At 59.7% G+C, this 20,581-nt stretch carries 17 protein-coding genes and 1 pseudogene; 5 read left to right on the top strand and 13 right to left on the bottom strand.

Annotated elements, in window-relative coordinates:
- The first annotated feature begins 94 nt into the window (after positions 1-94).
- Positions 95-1,126, top strand: coding sequence for an IS110 family transposase (locus tag JJQ51_RS17070; protein ID WP_113353887.1), 1,032 nt, complete (start codon positions 95-97; stop codon positions 1,124-1,126).
- 355 nt (positions 1,127-1,481) lie between these two features.
- On the opposite strand, the gene JJQ51_RS17065 is transcribed toward JJQ51_RS17070, so the two are convergent.
- Positions 1,482-2,462, bottom strand: a complete 981-nt coding sequence (locus JJQ51_RS17065; protein WP_152092602.1) for a polysaccharide deacetylase family protein — start codon at positions 2,460-2,462, stop codon at positions 1,482-1,484.
- Positions 2,463-2,641: 179 nt separating this feature from the next.
- Here JJQ51_RS17065 and JJQ51_RS17060 point away from each other — a divergent pair, with 179 nt between their 5' ends.
- The 3 genes from JJQ51_RS17060 to der all read left to right on the top strand — a co-directional run bounded on the left by JJQ51_RS17060 (position 2,642) and on the right by der (position 5,443).
- Positions 2,642-3,223 carry an NnrU family protein gene (locus JJQ51_RS17060; RefSeq protein WP_152092603.1) on the top strand — a complete coding sequence of 194 codons (582 nt, stop codon included), beginning with the start codon at positions 2,642-2,644 and terminating at the stop codon, positions 3,221-3,223.
- A gap of 97 nt (positions 3,224-3,320) precedes the next feature.
- The gene (locus JJQ51_RS17055) at positions 3,321-4,004 is read left to right on the top strand and encodes a tetratricopeptide repeat protein (protein WP_095435471.1); all 684 of its coding nucleotides are present in this window, start codon (positions 3,321-3,323) and stop codon (positions 4,002-4,004) included.
- Between the two features lie 11 nt (positions 4,005-4,015).
- A complete protein-coding gene (der, locus tag JJQ51_RS17050; RefSeq protein ID WP_113332185.1) occupies positions 4,016-5,443 on the top strand; it encodes a ribosome biogenesis GTPase Der in 1,428 nt (475 codons plus the stop codon).
- Between the two features lie 39 nt (positions 5,444-5,482).
- On the opposite strand, the gene JJQ51_RS17045 is transcribed toward der, so the two are convergent.
- From JJQ51_RS17045 to JJQ51_RS17010, 8 genes are all read right to left on the bottom strand, one after another.
- The gene (locus tag JJQ51_RS17045; RefSeq protein WP_152092604.1) at positions 5,483-5,923 is read right to left on the bottom strand and encodes a MarR family winged helix-turn-helix transcriptional regulator; all 441 of its coding nucleotides are present in this window, start codon (positions 5,921-5,923) and stop codon (positions 5,483-5,485) included.
- Between the two features lie 363 nt (positions 5,924-6,286).
- Complete coding sequence (locus JJQ51_RS17040) at positions 6,287-7,396, bottom strand: glycosyltransferase family 4 protein (RefSeq protein ID WP_152092605.1); 1,110 nt, start codon at positions 7,394-7,396, stop codon at positions 6,287-6,289.
- Positions 7,397-7,519: 123 nt separating this feature from the next.
- On the bottom strand, positions 7,520-8,437 hold the full coding sequence (locus JJQ51_RS17035; RefSeq protein WP_152092606.1) for a sugar kinase: 918 nt from the start codon (positions 8,435-8,437) through the stop codon (positions 7,520-7,522).
- 99 nt (positions 8,438-8,536) lie between these two features.
- Positions 8,537-9,523: an ABC transporter ATP-binding protein gene (locus tag JJQ51_RS17030; RefSeq protein WP_113332187.1), complete on the bottom strand. Its 987-nt coding sequence runs from the start codon at positions 9,521-9,523 to the stop codon at positions 8,537-8,539.
- Positions 9,516-10,511, bottom strand: a complete 996-nt coding sequence (locus tag JJQ51_RS17025; protein ID WP_113351813.1) for an ABC transporter ATP-binding protein — start codon at positions 10,509-10,511, stop codon at positions 9,516-9,518. Before JJQ51_RS17025 ends, JJQ51_RS17030 begins: the two co-directional genes overlap by 8 nt.
- Position 10,512: 1 nt before the next feature.
- Positions 10,513-11,430 carry an ABC transporter permease subunit gene (locus JJQ51_RS17020; RefSeq protein ID WP_069612725.1) on the bottom strand — a complete coding sequence of 306 codons (918 nt, stop codon included), beginning with the start codon at positions 11,428-11,430 and terminating at the stop codon, positions 10,513-10,515.
- On the bottom strand, positions 11,427-12,350 hold the full coding sequence (locus JJQ51_RS17015; RefSeq protein ID WP_113332189.1) for an ABC transporter permease subunit: 924 nt from the start codon (positions 12,348-12,350) through the stop codon (positions 11,427-11,429). The genes JJQ51_RS17020 and JJQ51_RS17015 overlap by 4 nt, the downstream gene beginning before the upstream one ends.
- Before the next feature lie 51 nt (positions 12,351-12,401).
- The gene (locus tag JJQ51_RS17010) at positions 12,402-13,982 is read right to left on the bottom strand and encodes a peptide ABC transporter substrate-binding protein (protein ID WP_152096196.1); all 1,581 of its coding nucleotides are present in this window, start codon (positions 13,980-13,982) and stop codon (positions 12,402-12,404) included.
- Between the two features lie 291 nt (positions 13,983-14,273).
- On the opposite strand from JJQ51_RS17010, the gene bglA reads away from it, so the two are divergent.
- A complete protein-coding gene (bglA, locus tag JJQ51_RS17005) occupies positions 14,274-15,920 on the top strand; it encodes a beta-galactosidase BglA (RefSeq protein WP_152096197.1) in 1,647 nt (548 codons plus the stop codon).
- Here bglA and ade read toward each other — a convergent pair whose 3' ends face one another.
- The 4 genes and pseudogenes from ade to JJQ51_RS32930 all read right to left on the bottom strand — a co-directional run bounded on the left by ade (position 15,921) and on the right by JJQ51_RS32930 (position 20,567).
- Positions 15,921-17,618 (bottom strand): adenine deaminase, encoded by a 1,698-nt coding sequence (ade, locus tag JJQ51_RS17000; protein ID WP_152096198.1) that lies wholly within the window; start codon positions 17,616-17,618, stop codon positions 15,921-15,923. It abuts the gene before it with no gap.
- Positions 17,619-17,711: 93 nt separating this feature from the next.
- On the bottom strand, positions 17,712-19,040 hold the full coding sequence (locus tag JJQ51_RS16995; RefSeq protein WP_113408107.1) for an aspartate aminotransferase family protein: 1,329 nt from the start codon (positions 19,038-19,040) through the stop codon (positions 17,712-17,714).
- Positions 19,041-19,390: 350 nt separating this feature from the next.
- Positions 19,391-19,708 carry an ArsR/SmtB family transcription factor gene (locus tag JJQ51_RS16990; RefSeq protein ID WP_015340680.1) on the bottom strand — a complete coding sequence of 106 codons (318 nt, stop codon included), beginning with the start codon at positions 19,706-19,708 and terminating at the stop codon, positions 19,391-19,393.
- A 111-nt stretch (positions 19,709-19,819) separates the two neighbouring features.
- Positions 19,820-20,567, bottom strand: a pseudogene (locus JJQ51_RS32930) (HugZ family pyridoxamine 5'-phosphate oxidase).
- Positions 20,568-20,581: the final 14 nt, after the last annotated feature.

The raw sequence follows: 20,581 nt of genomic DNA, 5'->3' as shown, positions 1-20,581 counted from the left end.
CTGGCTTTTTGTGCTAGCGGGGGTGGTTGCCCCCGATAAGATGGAAAAAGGGCTCTCGATTGGAACCGGGCCCAAACATCGGATGGAGGCAACCATGAACCAGTATATTGGGCTTGATGTTTCATTGAAAGATACCGCGATATCGATCCGGGAGAACGGCAAGCGGATCTGGCGGGGGAAGTGCCCTTCGGATCCAAAACTTCTGGCAGAGATGATCCGCAGGCATGCTCCCCGCGCTCGGCGCGTCGTATTCGAAACGGGACCGCTGTCGACGTGGTTCTATCACGCGTTGACGACCGAGGGGGTTCCTGCGATCTGCATTGAAGCGCGGCACGCACAAAAGGTATTGAACGAGACGCTCAACAAGACCGATACCAATGATGCGGACGGCTTGGCGCAACTCGCTGAAGCGGGTTTTTACAAAGCGGTTCGCGTCAAGTCGTTTGACGCCATGATGGCCCGCACGTTGGTGGCTGCCCGCGCACAGCTTTTGAACATCTCAACACAACTCGGCAATCAAATCCGCGGCCTGATGAAGACCTTCGGCCTGATCATCCCGAAAGCGAAGGGTCGAGTATTTGATGGCGATGTGCGGAAGCTTTTGGATGGGAACAACGAGCTTGCAAAAGTTATCTTGCCTCTTTTGGAGGCGTGGCACGATCTCCGAAAGCGCGCAGCTGATCTCAGTCGCCAGTTGCTGGTGGTGGCGCGTGAGAGCCAAGCTACGAAGCTACTGATGACAATCCCAGGCATCGGGGTTGTCACGGCGGTATCCTACGTTACGGCAATTGAAGATCCAGGAAACTTTCGAACGTCGCGCTCGGTGGGCGCCTGGCTCGGGTTGACAACCCGGCGCTACCAATCAGGCGAGGTCGATTATGACGGCCATATCTCGCGCAGGGGTGACAATCGCTTACGTGGGTTGCTTTACGAAGCGGCGACAACGCTGCTGACGAGAACCAGTGCCAGGACCGAGAGCAGTCTCAAGAGTTGGGGACTTAAGCTGCGCGAGCGACTCGGCTTCAAGCGGGCCGCTGTGGCCGTGGCCCGGAAACTCGCGGTCATCATGCACAGCATGCTCAAGACGGCAGAAGTGTTCAACGCATCGGCTGGCGCCACCGTATAGGAGACGCCCAGTCGTCGTCCCTCAGCGCGCCATCTAACTCTGGGCGCTGAGCGTCCCTGCTGCGGACGTGGGCAGGATCATTCCGCTTCTAGTGGCTGCAGCTCGTTGAGACTGCGTCTCGAACATAGGAAGATCCCACCTGCGAAGACCATTGTGCGGCGGCATTTGCCGACCGCGGAGACAACCCTGCGCCCAGCACTGGATAGCTCAGTACGACATGGCCGGAGAGGGCAGATCCACTCAATCGGTTCGGCCGCGTTGCCTGTCCCGCAAGCCGGCAAGGTCGTTCAATGCCAAAACCAGCTTGACGGATGGAATGCGATTAGACAACCACGAGGGCTTCGTCCGATTGCCCTCACCCCTGCTGCGGCTTGCCTCTTGCCGCAATCAATGGAATCGCTTCAGAATAGCTGACGCAGGCGACATCCTGCTTGTGGCAGACATCGCTGACGAAGCGGTCGAGGGCGCGCCAATAGGCGCCGTCATTCATTTCGACGAAATGGAAACCGAGCTGCAGCGGAATGCGCTCGCCGTCATACTGCTTGTTGAAGGCGGCTTCGAAGGCATCGAAGGTGCGGTCTTCATAGGTCTTGGCATTGGCCTTGTCTTCTACGCCCCTGGAGTGGCGGACATAGAGATTGTAGTCCATGCCGATGACCTGGCGATGTTCGGGACCTTCGGGGATCAGTGGCAGACCGAAGCGATAGATGCCGTCGACGACCTGCGGCAGTGCAGGGCCTTTGGTGACCAGGCTTGCATCATACTGGAAACCCATCTCCTTTTCCGCTGGCACGAGGCCATCGCTGGTGGAGAGATAGGGCGCGCGAAATCCCTTGACGTCGTTCGTCGCGAAATCTTCCCAACCCTGGGGCTCCTTGTCGGCAAGGCCAACATTCTTCCAGGCGTCGCGAAGCGCGATCCGCGCATTCATGAATTCCTGTTTCCAGTCAGCAGCACTCCAGCCCTTGCCGTCAAAATGGCCGCAGGCATGGCTTGAGATGTCGTGGCCTTCCTGATGCGCGCCCCAGATATTGGCGATGCGCGTGCGCACATCATCCTCGCTCTTGGCGAAGCCGACATTCGATTTGCCCGGCCGCTGCTTCGGCCCCTGGTAGGCCTTGGCCTGCGTCTTGTTCATCAGGAAAGTGCAGGACAGAAAGTAAGTGAAATGCGCGCCATTGCGCGAAGCGATCTCGCGGCTCTTGGTCCAGAGCGCATTGTCATGAGCACCATCGAAGGAGATCATGACGAGTTGCTTGGGCTTGTCATCGGCCTGGGCGGCGACGGGAAGCCCTAAGGAAATGGCGACGGAGAGACAGGTAGCAAAGCGAAACATGGGTACCGAATATTGATTGCGTCGAGCAAGGCTTGCCAGGAATCGTCCAGCGATATCGGATAGCGCGCTCAGGATCGCTTCCTTCCTTTCGCGCAATTGCGGCGAAGCTGCGGTGATGCTGGCATTTTTTTGCGGCAGCCGATAAGGATGTGACTACAAGACCATAAAGGATTTCATCCATGGCATTGCTCGTTCTCGGCATTGTTCTCTTTCTCGGCCTCCATCTGGTCCGTGTTGTTGCCCCCGGCCTCAGACGCTCGATGATCGCGCGTTTGGGTGAGGGCGGTTGGAAGGGTGCCTATTCGATTGCCAGCATCGTGGCGCTGGTCATTCTGATCTACGGTTTCGGTCAGGCGCGCGACATGACCCCGATCTGGACGCCGCCGTTCTGGATGAGCCACATCACCATCCTGCTGATGCTCTTCGCCCTGATCTGTCTTGTCGCCTCGCTGCTGCCGGCGGGGCATATCGCGGTCAGGACCAAGCATCCGATGGTGCTGTCGGTGAAGATCTGGGCGTTGGCGCATCTCCTGTCGAATGGTGATGGAGCGGCGATATTGCTCTTTGCCGCCTTCCTCTGCTGGGGCGTAATTCTGCGCATTTCGCTGAAACGGCGCGAGCGGGCCGGCGAAATTACCCCGCGTCCGTTCGTTTCGGCGAAATATGATCTTTATGCGATCGTCATCGGCGTTATTGTCTGGGCCTTGATCATTTGGAAGCTTCATGCGTGGATTATCGGGGTTTCGCCGCTCGTTATGTGACGATTTCTGCCATTCCCCCTTACATCAGCCGCAAAATGGAGTAGAAGGCCCCACTAAACCTAAGCTTTGAACTATTTGGCCTGGGCCGGAGACAAGAATGGCATTCAATGACGATAGCTTCATCCGCGAGGTGAACGAGGAACTGCGCTCGGACCAGCTGCGGTTCATATGGCGTCGTTTCGGCAAGCTCATCATCGGTGCTGCCGTGCTCGTCGTCCTTGGCACCGCAGCCTATAGCGGCTATCGCTATTGGGCCGGCAATCAGGCCGGCAGCGGTGGCGATCAGTTCATTGCCGCGCTGACGCTGGCCGATCAGAACAAGACGGATGAAGCGCTGGCCGCATTCGCCGCCATCGAAAAGAGCGGCCCCGGCTCCTATCCGGTGCTGGCCCGCCTGCGCGCCGCGACGCTGCAGGCACAGAAGGGGGACAAGGCCGCTGCCATCGCCACCTTCTCGGCGGTCGGCAAGCAGACGGACCTTCCGGTCGTTATCCGTAATGCGGCCCGCCTGCGTGCTGCCTACCTTCTCGTCGATACCGGCACCTACGATCAGGTCGCCGCCGAAGCCCAGGAACTGGCCGTCCCCGCCGACGCCTTCCGCCATTCGGCGCGCGACGTTCTCGGCCTTGCCGCTTACAAGGCCGGCGATTTCGCCAAGGCCCGGCAGTGGTTCCAGGCGATCGTCGACGATCCGCAGAGCCCGCGCAATGTTGCCAACCGTGCCCAGATGCTGCTCGATCTCATCACTGCATCCGGCAAGGCTCCGGTCGCAAAAGGCTGAAGGATCGCTCAATGAGTTTTACGGTCGCGATCGTCGGTCGCCCGAATGTCGGCAAGTCCACGCTGTTCAACCGGCTGGTTGGCAAGAAGCTGGCGCTCGTCGACGATACGCCGGGCGTCACGCGTGACCGTCGTCCCGGCGATGCCAAGCTGATCGATCTCCGTTTTCGCATCGTCGACACCGCCGGTCTTGAAGAGGCTCAGGATGAATCGCTTCAGGGCCGTATGCGCGCCCAGACGGAGGCGGCGATCGACGAAGCCGACCTGACGCTGTTCGTCGTCGATGCCAAGATGGGCCTGACGCATGTCGACAAGACGCTTGCCGAAATGCTGCGCAAGCGCGGCCGGCCCGTGGTGCTGGTTGCCAACAAATCCGAAGCGCGTGGTTCCGACAGCGGATTCTACGATGCCTATACGCTCGGTCTCGGCGAACCTTGCCCGATCTCGGCCGAACACGGCCAGGGCATGATGGATCTGCGCGACGCGATCGTCGAGGCGATCGGGCCTGAGCGCGCCTTCGGGGAAGAGGAAGATGAGGCGGAGACGAATGTCAGCATTCCACGTCCTGCCGTCGGCGAAGATGGCGAAGAGATCGACGAAGAGCCCGCCTATGACGAGACGCGCCCGTTGCGCGTGGCGATTGTTGGCCGTCCGAATGCCGGTAAGTCGACGCTCATCAACCGCTTCCTTGGCGAAGACAGGCTGCTGACCGGCCCGGAAGCTGGCATCACCCGCGATTCCATCTCCGTCGACTGGAGCTGGCGGGGCCGTACCGTCAAAATGTTCGATACCGCCGGAATGCGCCGCAAGGCGAAGGTCACGGAGAAGCTGGAGAAGCTCTCGGTTGCCGACACGCTGCGCGCCATCCGTTTCGCCGAAACCGTCGTTATCGTCTTTGATGCGACCATTCCCTTCGAGAAGCAGGATCTGCAGATCGTCGATCTCGTGATCCGCGAGGGGCGTGCCGCCGTGCTTGCCTTCAACAAGTGGGACATGATCGAGGATCGCCAAGCCGTGCTCGCCGATCTGCGCGAAAAGACCGACCGGTTATTGCCGCAGGCGCGGGGCATTCGCGCCATACCGATTGCCGGCCAGACGGGCGAGGGGCTTGATCGCCTGATGCAGGCGATCGTCGATACGGACAAGGTCTGGAACAAGCGCGTCTCGACCGCGCGCCTCAACCGCTGGCTCGAGACGCAGCAGGTTCAGCATCCGCCACCGGCCGTTTCCGGCCGCCGCATCAAGCTGAAATACATGACGCAGGTAAAGGCGCGGCCGCCGGCCTTCATGATTTCCTGCACCCGTTCGGATGCGCTGCCGGAATCCTATGTGCGCTATCTGATCAATGGCCTTCGTCAGGACTTCTCCATGCCGGGCGTGCCCATCCGCATTCATTTCCGCTCGTCGGAAAATCCCTACGAAAACAAAAAGAAGCGGTAACTCGCCGAAGCGCCCCATCGAGAGATGGGCGCGCTTCAATCAGGCGGCATTCCTGCTGAGCGCCTCGCGCAACGTCGTGATTTCCGCCTTCAGCCGTGCGAGTTCGTCCACTGTTTGCTCGGTGGCGTCGAGAATGCAAGGGGGAACGGTTGCGGCCTTCTTCTTCAGGGCCTTGCCTTCACTGGTCAGTTGAATCAGCACTTGGCGCTCATCTTCCTTGCTGCGGATGCGCTTGATGAAGCCGGCTGCTTCCAGGCGCTTCAAGAGCGGTGTCAGCGTGCTTGATTCCAGAAACAGCTTTTCACCGATGCCGCCAACGGTCTGGCTGTCTTCCTCCCATAGTGTCACCATGACGAGATATTGCGGATAGGTAAGATTGAGCGCGTCCAGCATCGGCTTATAGAGACGATTCATCGCATGGTTCGCCGAATAGAGCGCGAAGCAGATGAAGTTATCCAGCTTTAACGGGTCGTCGGTCATCTCAAGTACTCCCTGAGAGGTCTAATGTAGATCGTGCGATAAATAATTGTACACCCAAATTTATGCCTGAGCTACGGGTTTCTTCCGTTTTTGGAAAGGCAGCTGCTGAGGCTCTGGCGAGGCACGGTCTTTTCGGGTCGATCAATGCCGTGGTGATCGAGTGCCATAAATGGTGGTCCAAAGATAAGAATCAAATGACATTCTTCGCGCCATTGCTCGATGTGGGCTTCATCGTGCTGGATAAGACGCAGCTATCCGATTCTCATGCAGGGCTATGCTATGCCGTCAGGGCAGCGCGGTGATCGTTGACGGCATGTAAGGCCGGAGCTGCAACTTCACTGATGGTGCCGATCGTTTGGGGACTCAATGCCTGTTGTGGACGTGCAGCCGGCCTCGGTGATTGGCAATTCTGACATTGCCGATAAATTGCGCCGTCGCCGCCTCCCAGGAATAGTTGAGTGCCAGCGTGTGTGCGGCATCGCGGGAGCAAGAGAGTGCGGCGAGGCAGGCCGTTGCTAGATCGGCATCTACAACGCCGGCAGCCCTGTTTCCTCCCAGAATATCCGCGGGGCCGGTGACGGGGTAGGCGGCGACCGGAACGCCGCTTGCGAGCGCTTCCAGAATGGCGTTGCCAAAGGTGTCGGTCTTGGACGGGAAGACGAAGACGTCGGCCTGCGAATAGGCATGCGCCAGTTCCTCGCCGAATTTCGCGCCAAGAAAATGGACATCAGGGTAGAGCTTCTGCAGTTCGGCCCGGGCGGGGCCATCGCCCACCACCACTTTCGATCCGGGCAGGTCGAGATCGAGGAAGGCGGGCAGGTTCTTCTCCAGCGCGACGCGGCCGACAGTCATGAAGATGGGACGGGGCAGGCCGAAGGGGGCGTCGTCCTGAGGCTGCGGTCGAAACAGCGAGGAGTCGATGCCGCGGCTCCAGGGCAGCAGGTTGCGGATGCCACGCTGCTTGAGTTCGGTTGCCAGACTTGGCGTTGCTACCATGCAGCCATAGCCCGCATTGTGAAACCATTTGACGAAGGCATAGAGCCAACTCTCCGGTATCGGCAAGCGAGCAGCGACATATTCAGGAAAGCGGGTGTGGTAGCTGGTCGAAAACGGCATGCCGTTTCTCAGGCACCAGCGCCTGGCCGTAAGCCCGAGGGGACCCTCCGTAGCGATGTGGACATAAGTTGGCCGGAGTGCTTCTATTCTTGCGGCGATCTTGCGGTAGCTGGCGATCGAAAGCCGGATTTCCGGGTAGGTCGGGCAGGGGATATTACGAAAGCCGTCCGGCGTGATCATCGAGACCTCGACGCCCATGCGCGTCAGTTCCCGATTGGTGTTCTCGATGGAGCGGACGACGCCGTTGACCTGTGGATGCCAGGCATCGCTGACGATGAGCAGCCGTTCGGGTACTGCGACAGGTGTCGCCGCCTGCGTCCAGGTGGTTTGATCGATGTCTGACAAGCGTTGCAACATGCCCAAAACAGTCCATCCGCACCGCATCCTCATGATGACGGTGCCAGCGATTGCGGTGTTTCAAACATGATTCCCGCGCCCACTCTATTGTGGGGGGTGTCCATGATGGAAATATTACAGCGTTTAGCGGATGGACTTCAGCTTCTCGGGCGAGACGAGCGCACCGTATTCCTGAATGACCTTTGCCGCGATCTTGGCTGCGAAGCCGGCGGCAGCGACCGCATCCTGATGCTGCAGATAGTGAGCCAGAAATGCGCCATTGAAGCTGTCGCCGGCGCTGGTGGTGTCGACGACCTTGGCGACCTTGACCGCCGGGACGAGGGTCTCATCGGTACCATCGCCGATGGTCGCGCCCTCGGCGCCGTTCTTGACGACGATCATCTGGGCTCCGTACTGCCGGTAACGGCGGATGGTGGCGGGAATCGAATCGTCGCCGAAATGCACGGCTTCATCATCGAAGCTCGGCATGACGAGCGTTGCGGCGCGCGCGCCTTCCGAAATCATGGTGTGCATGGCGTCGAGGCTGGACCACAGGCGAGGGCGCAGGTTCGGATCGAAGGCAACCAGCTTGCCGGCAGCCTTGGCGCGACGCAGTTCTGCGAGCAGCGTGAAGGCATCTTCGCGCGGCAGGATCGCCAGCGTGATGCCTGAGAAATAAAGGACGTCGGAGGCTTCGATTGCAGCGCGCAGGGCATCGCCATCGGCCGCAAGCTGGCGGGCGGCTGAGCTATCGCGCCAGTAACTGAAGGAGCGTTCGCCATCCTTCAAATTGATCATGTAGAGGCCGGGAGTCTTGCCGCGCAGGCGGCGGATGCTCGCCGTGCCGATGCCGGCGCCGCCCATGAAGGCGATCATTTCGTCGGACATGGCATCGTCGCCGAGGGCGGTGAAATAATCGATCGACCAGTCGGCCGGCAAGCAGGCGCGGGCATACCAGGCGGTGTTGAAGGTGTCGCCGGCAAAGCCCTTGCGCAGGTGCCCGTCATCGGCTTGCGACAATTCCACCATGCATTCGCCGATCGATAGAAAACGCCCGCCCAAGACTGCCTCCTGCATTTTGTCTTGGTGCTGCATACGCGCAAGCGGCGGCTGGGGCAAGGTGGACGGCGGCTGCCGCCGTCCACTTTCGCTGGATCTGCTTTACGGCCGATCCATGTGATAGCAGGCCGCCGTCTGACCCGGACGGACGTGCTCGGTTGGCGGCATTTTCGTGCGGCAGATATCTGTCGCCTTCCAGCAGCGGGGCGAGAAGACGCAGCCCGGCGGCGGATTAAGCGGCGAGGGCGGATCGCCCTGCAGGCGGATACGCTCGCGGCCACGAGCGAGCTTCGGATCGGGGATTGGCGCGGCGGAGAACAGCGCCTGCGTGTACGGATGAGCCGGATGATCGAAGACTGTCGCGGCTTCGCCTGCTTCCACCACCTTGCCGAGGTAGAGCACCAGCACGTCGTCCGAGATCAGGCGCACGACAGAAAGATCGTGGCTGATGAAGATCAAGGTGAGGCCGAACTCCTTGCGCAGGCGACGCAGAAGCGTGATGACCTGTCCCTGGATCGAAACGTCGAGCGCCGAGACCGGCTCGTCGCAGATGATGAGCTTCGGCCGGGTGATAACGGCGCGGGCGATGCCGATGCGCTGCGCTTGGCCGCCCGAGAATTCGTGCGGGTAACGGTTGATCATCTCCGGAACGAGGCCGACGGCAGCCATGATCTCGCGAACGCGATCTTGCCGCTGCGCCCGAGTCAGTTTCGGTTCGAAGACCGTGAGCGGCTCGGCGATGATGTCGCCGACGGTCATGCGCGGATCGAGCGAGGCGATCGGATCCTGGAAGATGATCTGCATGTCGCGGCGGGCGGCACGCATTTCCTCTTCGGTGAGATCGAGCAGATTGCCGCCTTGCCAGAGAATGCGGCCTTTCTGCGCCTTGATCAGCCGCAGGATGGAGCGGCCAAGCGTGGACTTGCCGCAGCCGGATTCGCCGACGATGCCCAGGGTGCGGCCGGTTTTCAGTTCGAAGCTGACATCGTTAACAGCCGTGAGGATCATCGGCGGCTTGAAAAAGGATTTCGACGGCAGTTCAAATTCGGTCGTCAGATGCTCGACCTTCAGAAGCGTTTGCTCAGCCATGGACGAGGCTCCGTTCCTGATTAGCCGAAAGGGGATGGAAGCAGGCCGCACAGCGTCGCGATGAAAGCTGGTCGAGCGGAGGCGCGGCGTCGAGGCAGTCGTCCTGCACATGGGCGCAGCGCGGCGAGAAGGCACAGCCGCGCGGCAGGTGCATCAGGTTCGGCGGCCGTCCAGGGATGACGGTGAGGTCGTCGACATCCTGGTCCGGCCTCGGGATCGCCGAGTGAAGCGCCGCCGTATAGGGATGGGCCGGGCTTTCGAACAGCTCCTCGACCGGCGCTTCCTCGACGATGCGGCCGGCATACATGACGGCAACGCGGTCGGCGAGACCGGCAACGACGCCGAGGTCATGGGTGATCATGATGAGCGCCGTTTGCATTTCCGCGGTCAACTCATTGAAAAGATCAAGAATCTGCGCCTGGATCGTTACGTCGAGCGCCGTCGTCGGCTCGTCGGCGATCAAGAGCTTCGGCTTGGTCAGCAGCGCCATGGCGATGACGATGCGCTGGCGCATGCCGCCCGAAAGCTCGTGCGGGTAGAGGTTGAAGCGGCGGGTCGGGTCAGGGATGCCGACACGCTTCAGCATATCGAGCGCCGCTGCCGAGGCGGCACGCGCCGAAAGCCCGCCATGAACTTCGAGCTGTTCCGTCAACTGCCGCGAGATGCGAAGCGACGGATTGAGGGCGGTCATCGGGTCCTGGAAGACCATGGCCATGTCCTTGCCGCGCACATGGTCGAGTTCGCGCGGTTTCAGCGTCAGTAGATCCTTGCCGTCGAGCAGCGCCTGGCCGCTGGTGCGGCCGTTCTTGGCGAGCAGGCCCATCAAGCCGAGAAAAGTCTGGCTCTTGCCGGAGCCGGACTCACCGACGATAGCGATGCGTTCGCCGCGGCCGATTTTGAGGTTCATCTTGGAGACTGCCGCCACTTCGCCCTCGGGCGTGCGGAAGGTGATCGAGTAGTCTTTGAGTTCGAGAAGTGTGTCTGTCATGTCAGCGATCCTTCGGATCGAATGCGTCGCGCAGACCGTCGCCGATGAAGAGCAGGCTCATCAGCAGCGCGACCAGGAAACCGGCAGGGAAGAACAGCAGCCAGGGCGTCGTCTCCATGCCCGCCGAGCCTTCGGCTATCAGCGTGCCGAGAGACGTCAGCGGCTCCTGGACACCGAAGCCCAGATAGGAGAGGAAGCTCTCCGTCGCGATGATTTCCGGGATGGTCAGCGTCGCGTAGATGACGACCGGGCCGACGAGGTTCGGCACGATATGTTTCAGGATGATCTTGAACGATCGCTGCCCCGAGGCGCGGGCGGCCTCGATGAATTCCCGCTGCTTGATCGACAAGGTCTGGCCACGCACGATACGCGCCATGGTGAGCCATTCCAGCGCACCGATCGCCGCAAACAGCAGGTAGACGTTACGGCCGAAGATCACCATCAGCAGGATGACGAAGAGGACGTAGGGCAGGGCGTACATGATATCGACGAAGCGCATCATGATCGCATCGACGCGACCGCCGAAATAACCGGCAACGGCGCCATAGAGCACGCCGATGACGACCGAGACGAGGGTCGCAACAAGTGCGACCGTCAGCGAGACGCGGGTGCCGTAGAGCGTGCGCGCCAGCAGGTCGCGGCCATTGCCGTCGGTACCGAAATAGTGGCCGGCGGCGAAGTCTGGAGCGCCGCGGAACGACGTCCAGTCCGGATCCTCATAGTTGAAGGGCAGGAAATACGGGCCGAATATGGCGACCAGAACCAGCACGGCCAGTATGACCAGCGAAAGTGCCGCCGCCTTGTTGCGCAGGAGACGACGCATCGCGTCGCCTGTGAGGGAACGCCCCTTGGGTGCGAGCCCTTCTGCCGAAAGCAATTCCGCTTCCAGCAATTCTCTTTTGGCGGAATTGAGGATCATCGCATTCTCACTTTCGGGTCGAGCCAGGCATAGGCGATGTCGACCAGCAGGTTGAGGACCACGATCAGGACCATGTAGAAAATGACCGTGCCGAGGACCATGCCGTAATCGCGGTTCAGCGCCGCGCCGACGAAGTAGCGGCCGACGCCGGGGAGGCCGAAAATGCTTTCGACGACCAGCGAGCCGGTGAGCAGATAGCTTGCCGCCGGTCCAAGATAGGAAACGACAGGCATCATGGCCGGCTTCAGCGCGTGGCGCATGATCGTCAGTCGCGGACCGATGCCTTTGGCCTTGGCGGTCCGGATGAAGTTCTGGCCCATCACCTCGATCATCGAGCCGCGCATCAGGCGTGAGATGCGTGCCGCGTGCGGCAGCGTCAGGACGATGATGGGCAGGATGAGGAATTTGACGGAGCCGTCACCCCAGCCACCGACCGGCAGCCAGCCGAGCGTGTTGCCGAAGATGAGCTGCAGGATCGGCGCGATGAGGAAGCTCGGCATGACCAGGCCGATGAGGAGACCGCCGCCCAGCCAGTAATCGGCCGCGCGGTTTTGATAAAGCGCCCCGAGACAGCCTATGAAGATGCCGACGACAGTTGCAAGCACGAAAGCGGCGCCACCAATGGTCAGCGTGTAGGGGAAGCCGGACATGATCTGCTGGGTGACGGTGAAGTCCTGATTGGCGAAGGAGGGGCCTAGGTCGCCCTTCATGACGTCGCCGACATAGATCAGGTATTGCTCAACCAGGGGCTTGTCGAGGTTGTAGTGAGCCGCGAGGTTGGCTTTGACTTCCGGCGGCAATGGCCTTTCGCCATCGAAGGGGCCGCCGGGAGCGAGGCGCAGAATGAAAAAACACACTGTCACGGCAATCCACAGAACCGGGATTGTCGACAGCAAACGACGGAGAGCGTAGCCAAACATGGTCTTAGACGGCTCCCTCCCGATCGTGTCCGGGAGGGAGCCTGTTCCCAATTATTCTTTGATCGACAGCCAGCGCGTGCGGTGGATGTCCTGGATGTTGTCAACGTAACCCTGCACCTTCGGGGCGACGATGCTTCTGGAAACGTAGTAGTAGATCGGGATCGCGGCGCTGTCGTCGAGGGCGAGCTGCTCGGCCTTCTTGTAGATCTCGGCGCGCTTCTTGAGATCGGTTTCTTCATTGCCCTGCTTGATCAGAGCATCGTAGTCCTTGTTGCTCCAGCGGCCGTAGTTCATGTCGACGCCGGTGGAGAGCAGGTTCAGGAAGTTGATCGGGTCGTTATAGTCGGCGAGCCAGCCGGCGCGGCCGATCTGCACCTCACCGCGCTGCATTTCATCGTAATGCACCTTGGTTTCGGTGTTGTAGAGCTCGATATCGACGCCAAGCGGCTTCCACATGGCCGCGATCGCAACGGCAATGCGCTTGTGGTTGTCGTTGGTGTTGTAGCGCAGCTGTGCCTTCAGCGGGTGGTCAGGGCCGAAGCCGGCGTCCTTCAGCAGCTTCTTGGCCTCTTCGACCTTCTGCTTGTAAGGCTCGTCCTTCCAGCTGACATAGGCCGGCTCGCCGTAATTGGCCGTGCCCGGCGGCACCCAGGAATACATCGGCAATTCGCCGGTGCCTAGGATCTTCGGGCCGATGACTTCGCGATTCACGGCCATGGAGAGGGCCTGGCGAACGCGCTTGTCGTTAAATGGCGGCTTGGTGGCGTTCAGGACGTAGTAGTAGGTGCCAAGGAAGGGCACCACATGTGCCTGGCCGGGCAGGTTCTTCTGGATCCAGTCATATTGATCGGCCGGGAATTCCGTTAGAATATCAAATTCGCCGGCGCGATAGCGCTTCAGAGCAGCGGCCTGATCTTCCAGCGTGTAGAAGTTGACCTTGTCAATTTTGATATCGTTGGCGCCATAATATTGATCGTTCTTGACCGCGGTGACGTGCGAGCCAGGCACCCACTCCACTGGCTTGTAGGGACCGTTGGTGACGATGTTGCCGATCTTGACCCACTGGTCGCCCTTGGCTTCAACGACATGCTTCGGCAGCGGATAGGCCGTGTAGTGCATCAGAGCGTTGAGGAAGTAAGGTGTCGGGTTTTCAAGCGTGATTTCGAGAGTCTTGTCATCGATCGCCTTGACGCCGAGCTGGGTCAGATCCTTGATCTCGCCCTTGTTGATCTTTTCCGCGTTCAGGATCGTGTACTGCAGATAGGCGTATTGCGCGGCGGTCTTCGGGTCCATCAGGCGCTGGAAAGCAAAGACGAAGTCCTGAGCCGTCACCGGTTGGCCATCGGACCACTTGATGCCGTCGCGAAGCTTGAAGGTATAGACCTTCTGGTCGGGCGAAATGGTCCAGCTTGCAGCCTGGCCGGGTATCGGGTTGTCCTTGGGATCTTCGGTCACCAGCCCTTCGAAGATATCGCCGTCGATACGGTTTTCCCAATCGCCGGAAATTTTTTGCGGATCGAGCGAAGTCGGGTCGCCGCCGTTGTGGATATTGAGGGTCGCGGCATGCGCGGAAACGCTCAATATCGTGCTGACGAAAGCCGCAGCGATAAATTTTCTGGTGATGTGCGCCATATGTTTTCCCACCTTTCTGGAGTTCTTGTCCTTGTTTTACAAGGGTGTTTTTGATCCGCAGGTGACCTGTACGTGCAGGTCAATGCGCGAAGTTATCGAAAGCGACGTCGCTTTCAAGTTAAAAAAAGTCGGGCATGCTTAGCGTGTGAACTTTCATATTGGTAATTCGCTAAAATTGATACTGCGAATTTATCCGCCGGTGGTTGAGCTTTTCGGATGACCGATTTGCGGCTTGCCGCCTGCGCCCGAGTGTGCAAACTGGCAGGCCTTGTGCGATATCGAGGCGGTTTGATGAAATCGACGAATAAAGCGGCGGGAGCCGACTGGTGGCGCGGGGCTGTGATCTATCAGGTCTATCCGCGGTCGTTTCAGGACACGGATGCCAACGGGCTCGGCGACATCAAGGGGATCACCCGGCGCCTGCCTCACATTGCCGCACTCGGGGTCGACGCGATCTGGCTGGCGCCGTTCTTCACCTCGCCGATGGCCGATATGGGCTATGACGTCGCCGATTACTGCGATGTCGATCCGATCTTCGGCACGCTTGCCGATTTCGATGAGATGATGGGGGCAGCACATGAACTCGGCCTCAAGGTCATCATCGACCAGGTCATCTCGCACACTTCCGACCGGCATCCCTGGTTTGTCGAAAGCCGTACAAGCCGCGACAATCCCAAGGCGGATTGGTATGCCTGGGCCGATCCGAAGCCGGATGGGACGGCGCCGAACAACTGGCTGTCGATCTTCGGCGGCCCTGGCTGGGAATGGGATGGCGTGCGCCGGCAATATTACCAGCACAACTTCTTGACATCGCAGCCGGATCTGAACTTCCACAATCCGGACGTTCAGGATGCGGTATTGGCGGCCGTCAAATTCTGGCTCGATCGCGGCGTCGATGGTTTCCGCCTGGACACGGTCAACTACTATTTCTGCGACAAGAAGCTTCGCGACAATCCGCCGGCGCTCGTCGCGACCGGCGGGCTCGACGCGCCCGAAACCAACCCCTACGGGATGCAGAACCATCTCTACGACAAGACGCAGCCGGAGAATATCGGCTTCCTGAAGCGGTTGCGGGCATTGCTCGATCAATACGAAAACCGCACGACCGTCGGCGAAGTGGGTGACGGCGTGCGCTCGCTGGAGACGGTTGCGGCCTATACCAGCGGCGGCGACAAGCTGCACATGTGCTACACGTTCGATCTTTTGGGTCCCGATTTCACGCCGGCGCATTTCCGGCGCTGCGTCAGCGATTTCCAGGACAATGTCGTTGATGGCTGGGTCTGCTGGGCCTTTTCCAACCATGACGTTCAGCGCCATGTCAGCCGCTTTGCCGAGACGGAGGAGGAACAGCCGCGCGTGGCGAAGCTCGCGATTTCGCTGTTATCAACCCTGCGTGGCTCGATCTGCCTCTACCAGGGCGAAGAACTCGGTCTGCCGGAGGCAGAGCTTGCCTTCGAGGATCTGCGCGATCCCTACGGCATTCGCTTCTGGCCGGCCTTCAAGGGCCGCGACGGCTGCCGCACGCCGATGCCCTGGGAAGCGAGCCGTGCCCATGCCGGCTTTACCACGGCCGACAAGTCCTGGCTGCCGGTTCCCTACCAGCATGCGGCGCTCGCCGTCGACAAGCAAGAGGCGGATGCGGATTCCGTGCTGCATCACTACCAGCGGACAATGGCTTTCCGTGCGGAACATGCCGCTTTGCGCGATGGCGACATGACCTTCCTCGATACAAAAGAGGACGTTCTCGCCTTCACCCGCTCCAAGGGTGACGAGACGCTGCTCTTTGTCTTCAATCTCTCCCGCAAGCCTGTGAAGGTTGCCTTGCCGGAGGACATCAAACTTGGCAAGACGATCGCCATGCCGGGGTTTGACACGGCAGATGCCGGAGCAGCGCTAACGCTTGCTGCTCTGGATGTTTATTGCGGCAAGCTCGCCTGATCACCCGATCAGCATGAACTTGTCGACATCGACAAGGCCCCGATCCGATATCTTCAGATGAGGGATCACGGGCAGGGGCAGGAAGGCGAGCTGCAGGAAGGGCTCTTCCAGCGTCGCGCCAAGGGCATAGGCCGCCTGGCGCAGATGGTGCAGCGTATCGCGCACGCTTTCATAAGGCTTGAGGCTCATCAGGCCGGCGACCGGCAGGGCGATTTCACCGGTCACGACGCCGTCCTCGACGACGACAAAGCCGCCGTTGATGTCGCTCAAGCGATTGGCGGCGAGCGCCATGTCATCCTCGTTGACGCCGACGACGCAGATATTGTGGCTGTCATGGCCGACGGTCGAGGCGATCGCGCCTTTCTTCAAGCCAAAACCTTGGACGAAGCCGTTGGCGTGGTTGCCGTTCTTGCCGTGCCGCTCGATGACGGCGACCTTGATGATATCGTTGCCGAGGTCGATATCGGTCTGGTTGCCCTTGGTCGGCAGGCGATAGCGGCGATGTTGGGTGATGATCTTGCCAGGCGTCACGCCAATGACGGAGCTTTCGCCCTCCGTCACCGGCACGCCAAAATCGGCTGCGTTGATCGGGCGGGCCTTGACGCTGTCGAGGCCGACCGGCTCTACCGAACCGCGGGTCGCGAAGAGTTCAGCGGTGACACGGCGGCCTGCGGAGAAGACGATCTCGGCCTTGCAGCTTTCCAGGCTGTCGACGACGACGAGATCGGCGCGCCAGCCCGGTGCTACGAGACCGCGATCACGCAGACCGAAGGCGCGGGCTGCCGAGATCGAGGCGGCGCGGTAGATCGCCAGCGGCTCGACGCCATGGGCGATCGCCGTGCGGATCATGTAATCGAGGTGGCCCTGTTCGGCGATATCGAGCGGGTTGCGGTCGTCGGTGCAAAGCGCCAGATGAGGCGACAGGCGCTCAGTGATAACAGGCATCAGCGCGTGTAGATCCTTGGAAACGGAACCTTCACGCACCAGCACGTGCATGCCTTTGCGGATCTTCTCCAGTGCCTCTTCGGCGGTTGTCGATTCATGCTCCGTGCGAATGCCGGCTGCGAGATAGCCGTTGAGGTCATTACCGCGCAAAAGCGGCGCGTGGCCATCGATATGGCCGCCCTGGAAGGCTTCGAGTTTCGCCATGCAGACGGGATCCTTATGGATCACCCCGGGGAAATTCATGAATTCGGCAAGGCCGATCACCTGCGGATGATTGCGGAACGGCAGGAGCGTCTCGATCGGCAGATCGGCACCCGAGGTCTCCAGATGCGTTGCCGGCACGCAGGAGGAAAGCTGGACGCGGATATCCATGATGGTTTCCAGCGAACAGTCGAGGAAGTAGCGTATGCCTTCGGTGCCGAGCACGTTGGCGATTTCATGCGGATCGCAGATGGCGGTGGTCACGCCATAGGGCAGGACGCAGCGGTCAAATTCGAGCGGGGTCACCAGCGAGGATTCGATGTGAAGATGGGTGTCGATGAAGCCTGGTACGACCATGCGGCCGGCGATATCGATTTCCTCACAACCGTGATAATCGCCGCAGGTCCCGACGATACGGTCACCGCAAATAGCGATATCCGAGGCAACCAGCTCGCCCGTCACCAGATCGAAGAACCGGCCGTTCTTCAGCACGATATCGGCGGGTTCCCGGCCAGCGCCCTGGTCGATATAGCGTTCGAGTTTGGTGGTCATGTTTGTCCCTCGCATATGGATCGCCCCTCATGCCAGCTCTTCTGCTAATGCAAAAGGAGGCGTGAGGGGCGGAGATGTGTTCGAGCTTATGCCTTAGATATTATTCTGCAAGATCTCGCGGAGCTTGCCGAACAGCTCGTCGATGTGATGCTTTTCGATGATGAGCGGCGGCGAGAGCGCGATGATGTCGCCGGTGGTGCGGATCAGGAGGCCCTTTTCATAGGCCTTGAGGAAAGCGGTGAAGGCGCGCTTGGTGGGCTCGCCGGCGATAGGGTCGAGCTCGATGGCGCCGATCAGGCCGGTGTTTCTGATGTCGATAACGTTCGGGCAATCCTTCAGGGAATGCAGGGCATCGGCCCAGTAGTCGGACAGTTCGGCTGCGCGCGTCAGCAGGCCTTCTTCCTTGTAGGTGTCGAGCGTCGCAAGCGCTGCAGCCGAGGCGATCGGATTGCCGGAGTAGGTGTAGCCGTGGAAGAACTCGATCATATGCTCGGGTCCCTGCATGAATGCGTCGTGGATCTCCGAGGTGACGAAGACCGCACCCATTGGAATGACGCCGTTGGTCAGGCCCTTGGCGGTCGTGATGATATCCGGCTTCACATCGTAATATTGGGCGGCAAAGGGGGCGCCGAGGCGGCCGAAGCCGGTGATGACTTCGTCGAAGATCAGCAGGATGCCGTGCTTGGTGCAGATGTCACGCAGCTTCTGCAGATAGCCCTTCGGCGGGATGAGCACGCCGGTAGAGCCGGCAATCGGCTCGACGATGACGGCCGCGATTGTTGAGGCGTCGTGCAGCGTGACGATGCGCTCAAGCTCGGTGGCGATATCGCCGCCATGTTCTGGCTCGCCGCGCGTGAAGGCGTTCTTGCCGGGTACATGGGTGTGCGGCATGTGGTCGACGCCGGTCAGCAGCGTGCCGAACATCTTGCGGTTGGTGACGATGCCGCCGACGGAGATGCCGCCGAAATTGACGCCGTGATAGCCGCGCTCGCGGCCGATGAGGCGGAAGCGCGAGCCATTACCCTTCACGCGATGATAGGCAAGCGCGACCTTGAGCGCGGTTTCGACCGATTCCGAACCGGAATTGGTATAAAGAACGTGGTCCATGCCCTCGGGTGCAATATCGACCAGCCGGTTCGCAAGCTCGAAGGCCTTGGGATGGCCGAGCTGGAAGGCCGGAGCATAATCGAGTTCGCCGGCCTGCTGGCGGATCGCCTCGGTGATCTTCGGACGGCAGTGTCCCGCGTTCACACACCACAGACCCGCAGTTCCGTCCAGTACCTGCCGACCGTCATGGGTGGTGTAGTACATATCCTTGGCGCTGACGAAGAGGCGCGGTTCCTTCTTGAACTGGCGGTTGGCCGTAAACGGCATCCAGAAGGCGCGCAAATCGTTAGGGGTGGCATTCAAACGGTCCGACATGCTGTTCTCCAATGGCCATTCGGGGGCCTGTTACCCGACCGCGGCGCGGCGCCGCGCGATTATATTTACTGCTTGGTCAAATTATCAGCCGGCCTTTTTGCGTCAAGGCAAAGATGGGTCGGGGAAGAAGGCTGGGGCGCGGCAGAATTGGATCGCAGCATGCCGGCGGCGTTGGGCGAGGATCATCCGCAGACGGATGTGAGCTCGTTCAGACATGAAAAAACTGGCAAATCCGAAGATTTGCCAGTTAAAGCAGTAAAACACCTGGTGATGAAAGCAAGTCGATCTTTCAGGGCCTAAATTGTTCCCCAGAGATCGTTTGTCGACAGGCCCTAAGCTATTGAAAGCTCTTAAGCAGCCGATCTACTTTTTTCCGGCTCGCAATAAATGTCTTCCAGCGTTTCAAGAACACGGATCACGGATTCTGATGTGCTGGAGTAGTAAATCGTTTGAGCATCACGACGCGTCTTGACCAGCTTCTGAGCGCGAAGCTTCGAAAGATGCTGAGAAAGTGCTGATTGGCTCAGTCCGACCTGATTGGCAAGAACGCCAACAGGAACTTCACCCTTAACGAGACTGCAAAGGATCAAAAGACGCTTCGGGTTCGCCATTGCTGATAATAATGCTGCCGCAACATTAGAGTGTTCGGCCAAATCTCTTGTCTTCATCTGTTAATCTTCCCAATGCGGAGCGTACATCAGAAACTGTGCTATTTCCAAGCCGGTCCAAACCGATATCTAACAATACCAAGAGGGGTCGAAGATTGTATATACCTAAATTTAAGGTATCGAGTATGCTGTTTTAGGTATGTACGTATGATGCCTCAGCGATAATGCTGAGGTCTCCAGCGTTCCATCCAGGGGCTAAATTAGACCAAAATAGGTCGATTCTTATCGTTTCGGAGCCGCAAACATGCCAATTTTGGTCACCACGGATTTGCAACCTGGGAATATTGGCTGTTTCTACGTCAGGCTGTCCACCTACTAATTCTCGCACTATTGTATGATTTTATTGCCGCCGGATTTTGTTTTCGGTTTAAAGCATCATCAGGTCTTTTGAGGACAAGATGTAAGCCCTTCCAAAGCCGCCGTTCAGGCTGGCATCGAGCGGAACGAGGCGGAAGAAGCAGAAATCCGGAAAATCAATATAGAGGTTGGATTTCGGGTGGCGATCGAGAAAAAGCGCTCGGATGCGATCGTGCGCTTAGCTTTGCCGATCGATGCGCTCTGCGCTGCAGCGTAAGGTCAGGCGGGGATGGGCGAGAGGGTCGCCCTTGCCGGGCTCGCCAAAAAGCGCCGAAGCGCGGCTGTCCTTCATCAAAGCTTTGGAATGGGAGGAGAGGCCGGAGACCAGGATGACCGGAGCGCCATCGGCATCCATGGCGATCAGGACGCGGCTGACGGAGGGAAAGCCGGTTTCAGGGTCGATGACGGCCAAGGCTGCATGTGCGGCTTTGTGCATGAGGTCGCGCGCCTGAATGCGCGCATCCTCATCCGTTTCCCGGATCACCGATGGTTTGTCGTTCATTAACGGCTCCATGA

The organism is Rhizobium sp. AG207R (genome assembly GCF_027109195.1).
Lineage (GTDB): Bacteria > Pseudomonadota > Alphaproteobacteria > Rhizobiales > Rhizobiaceae > Rhizobium > Rhizobium dioscoreae.
Note: the sequence above shows the minus strand (reverse complement) of the source record. Positions and strands in the feature narration are given on the sequence as shown.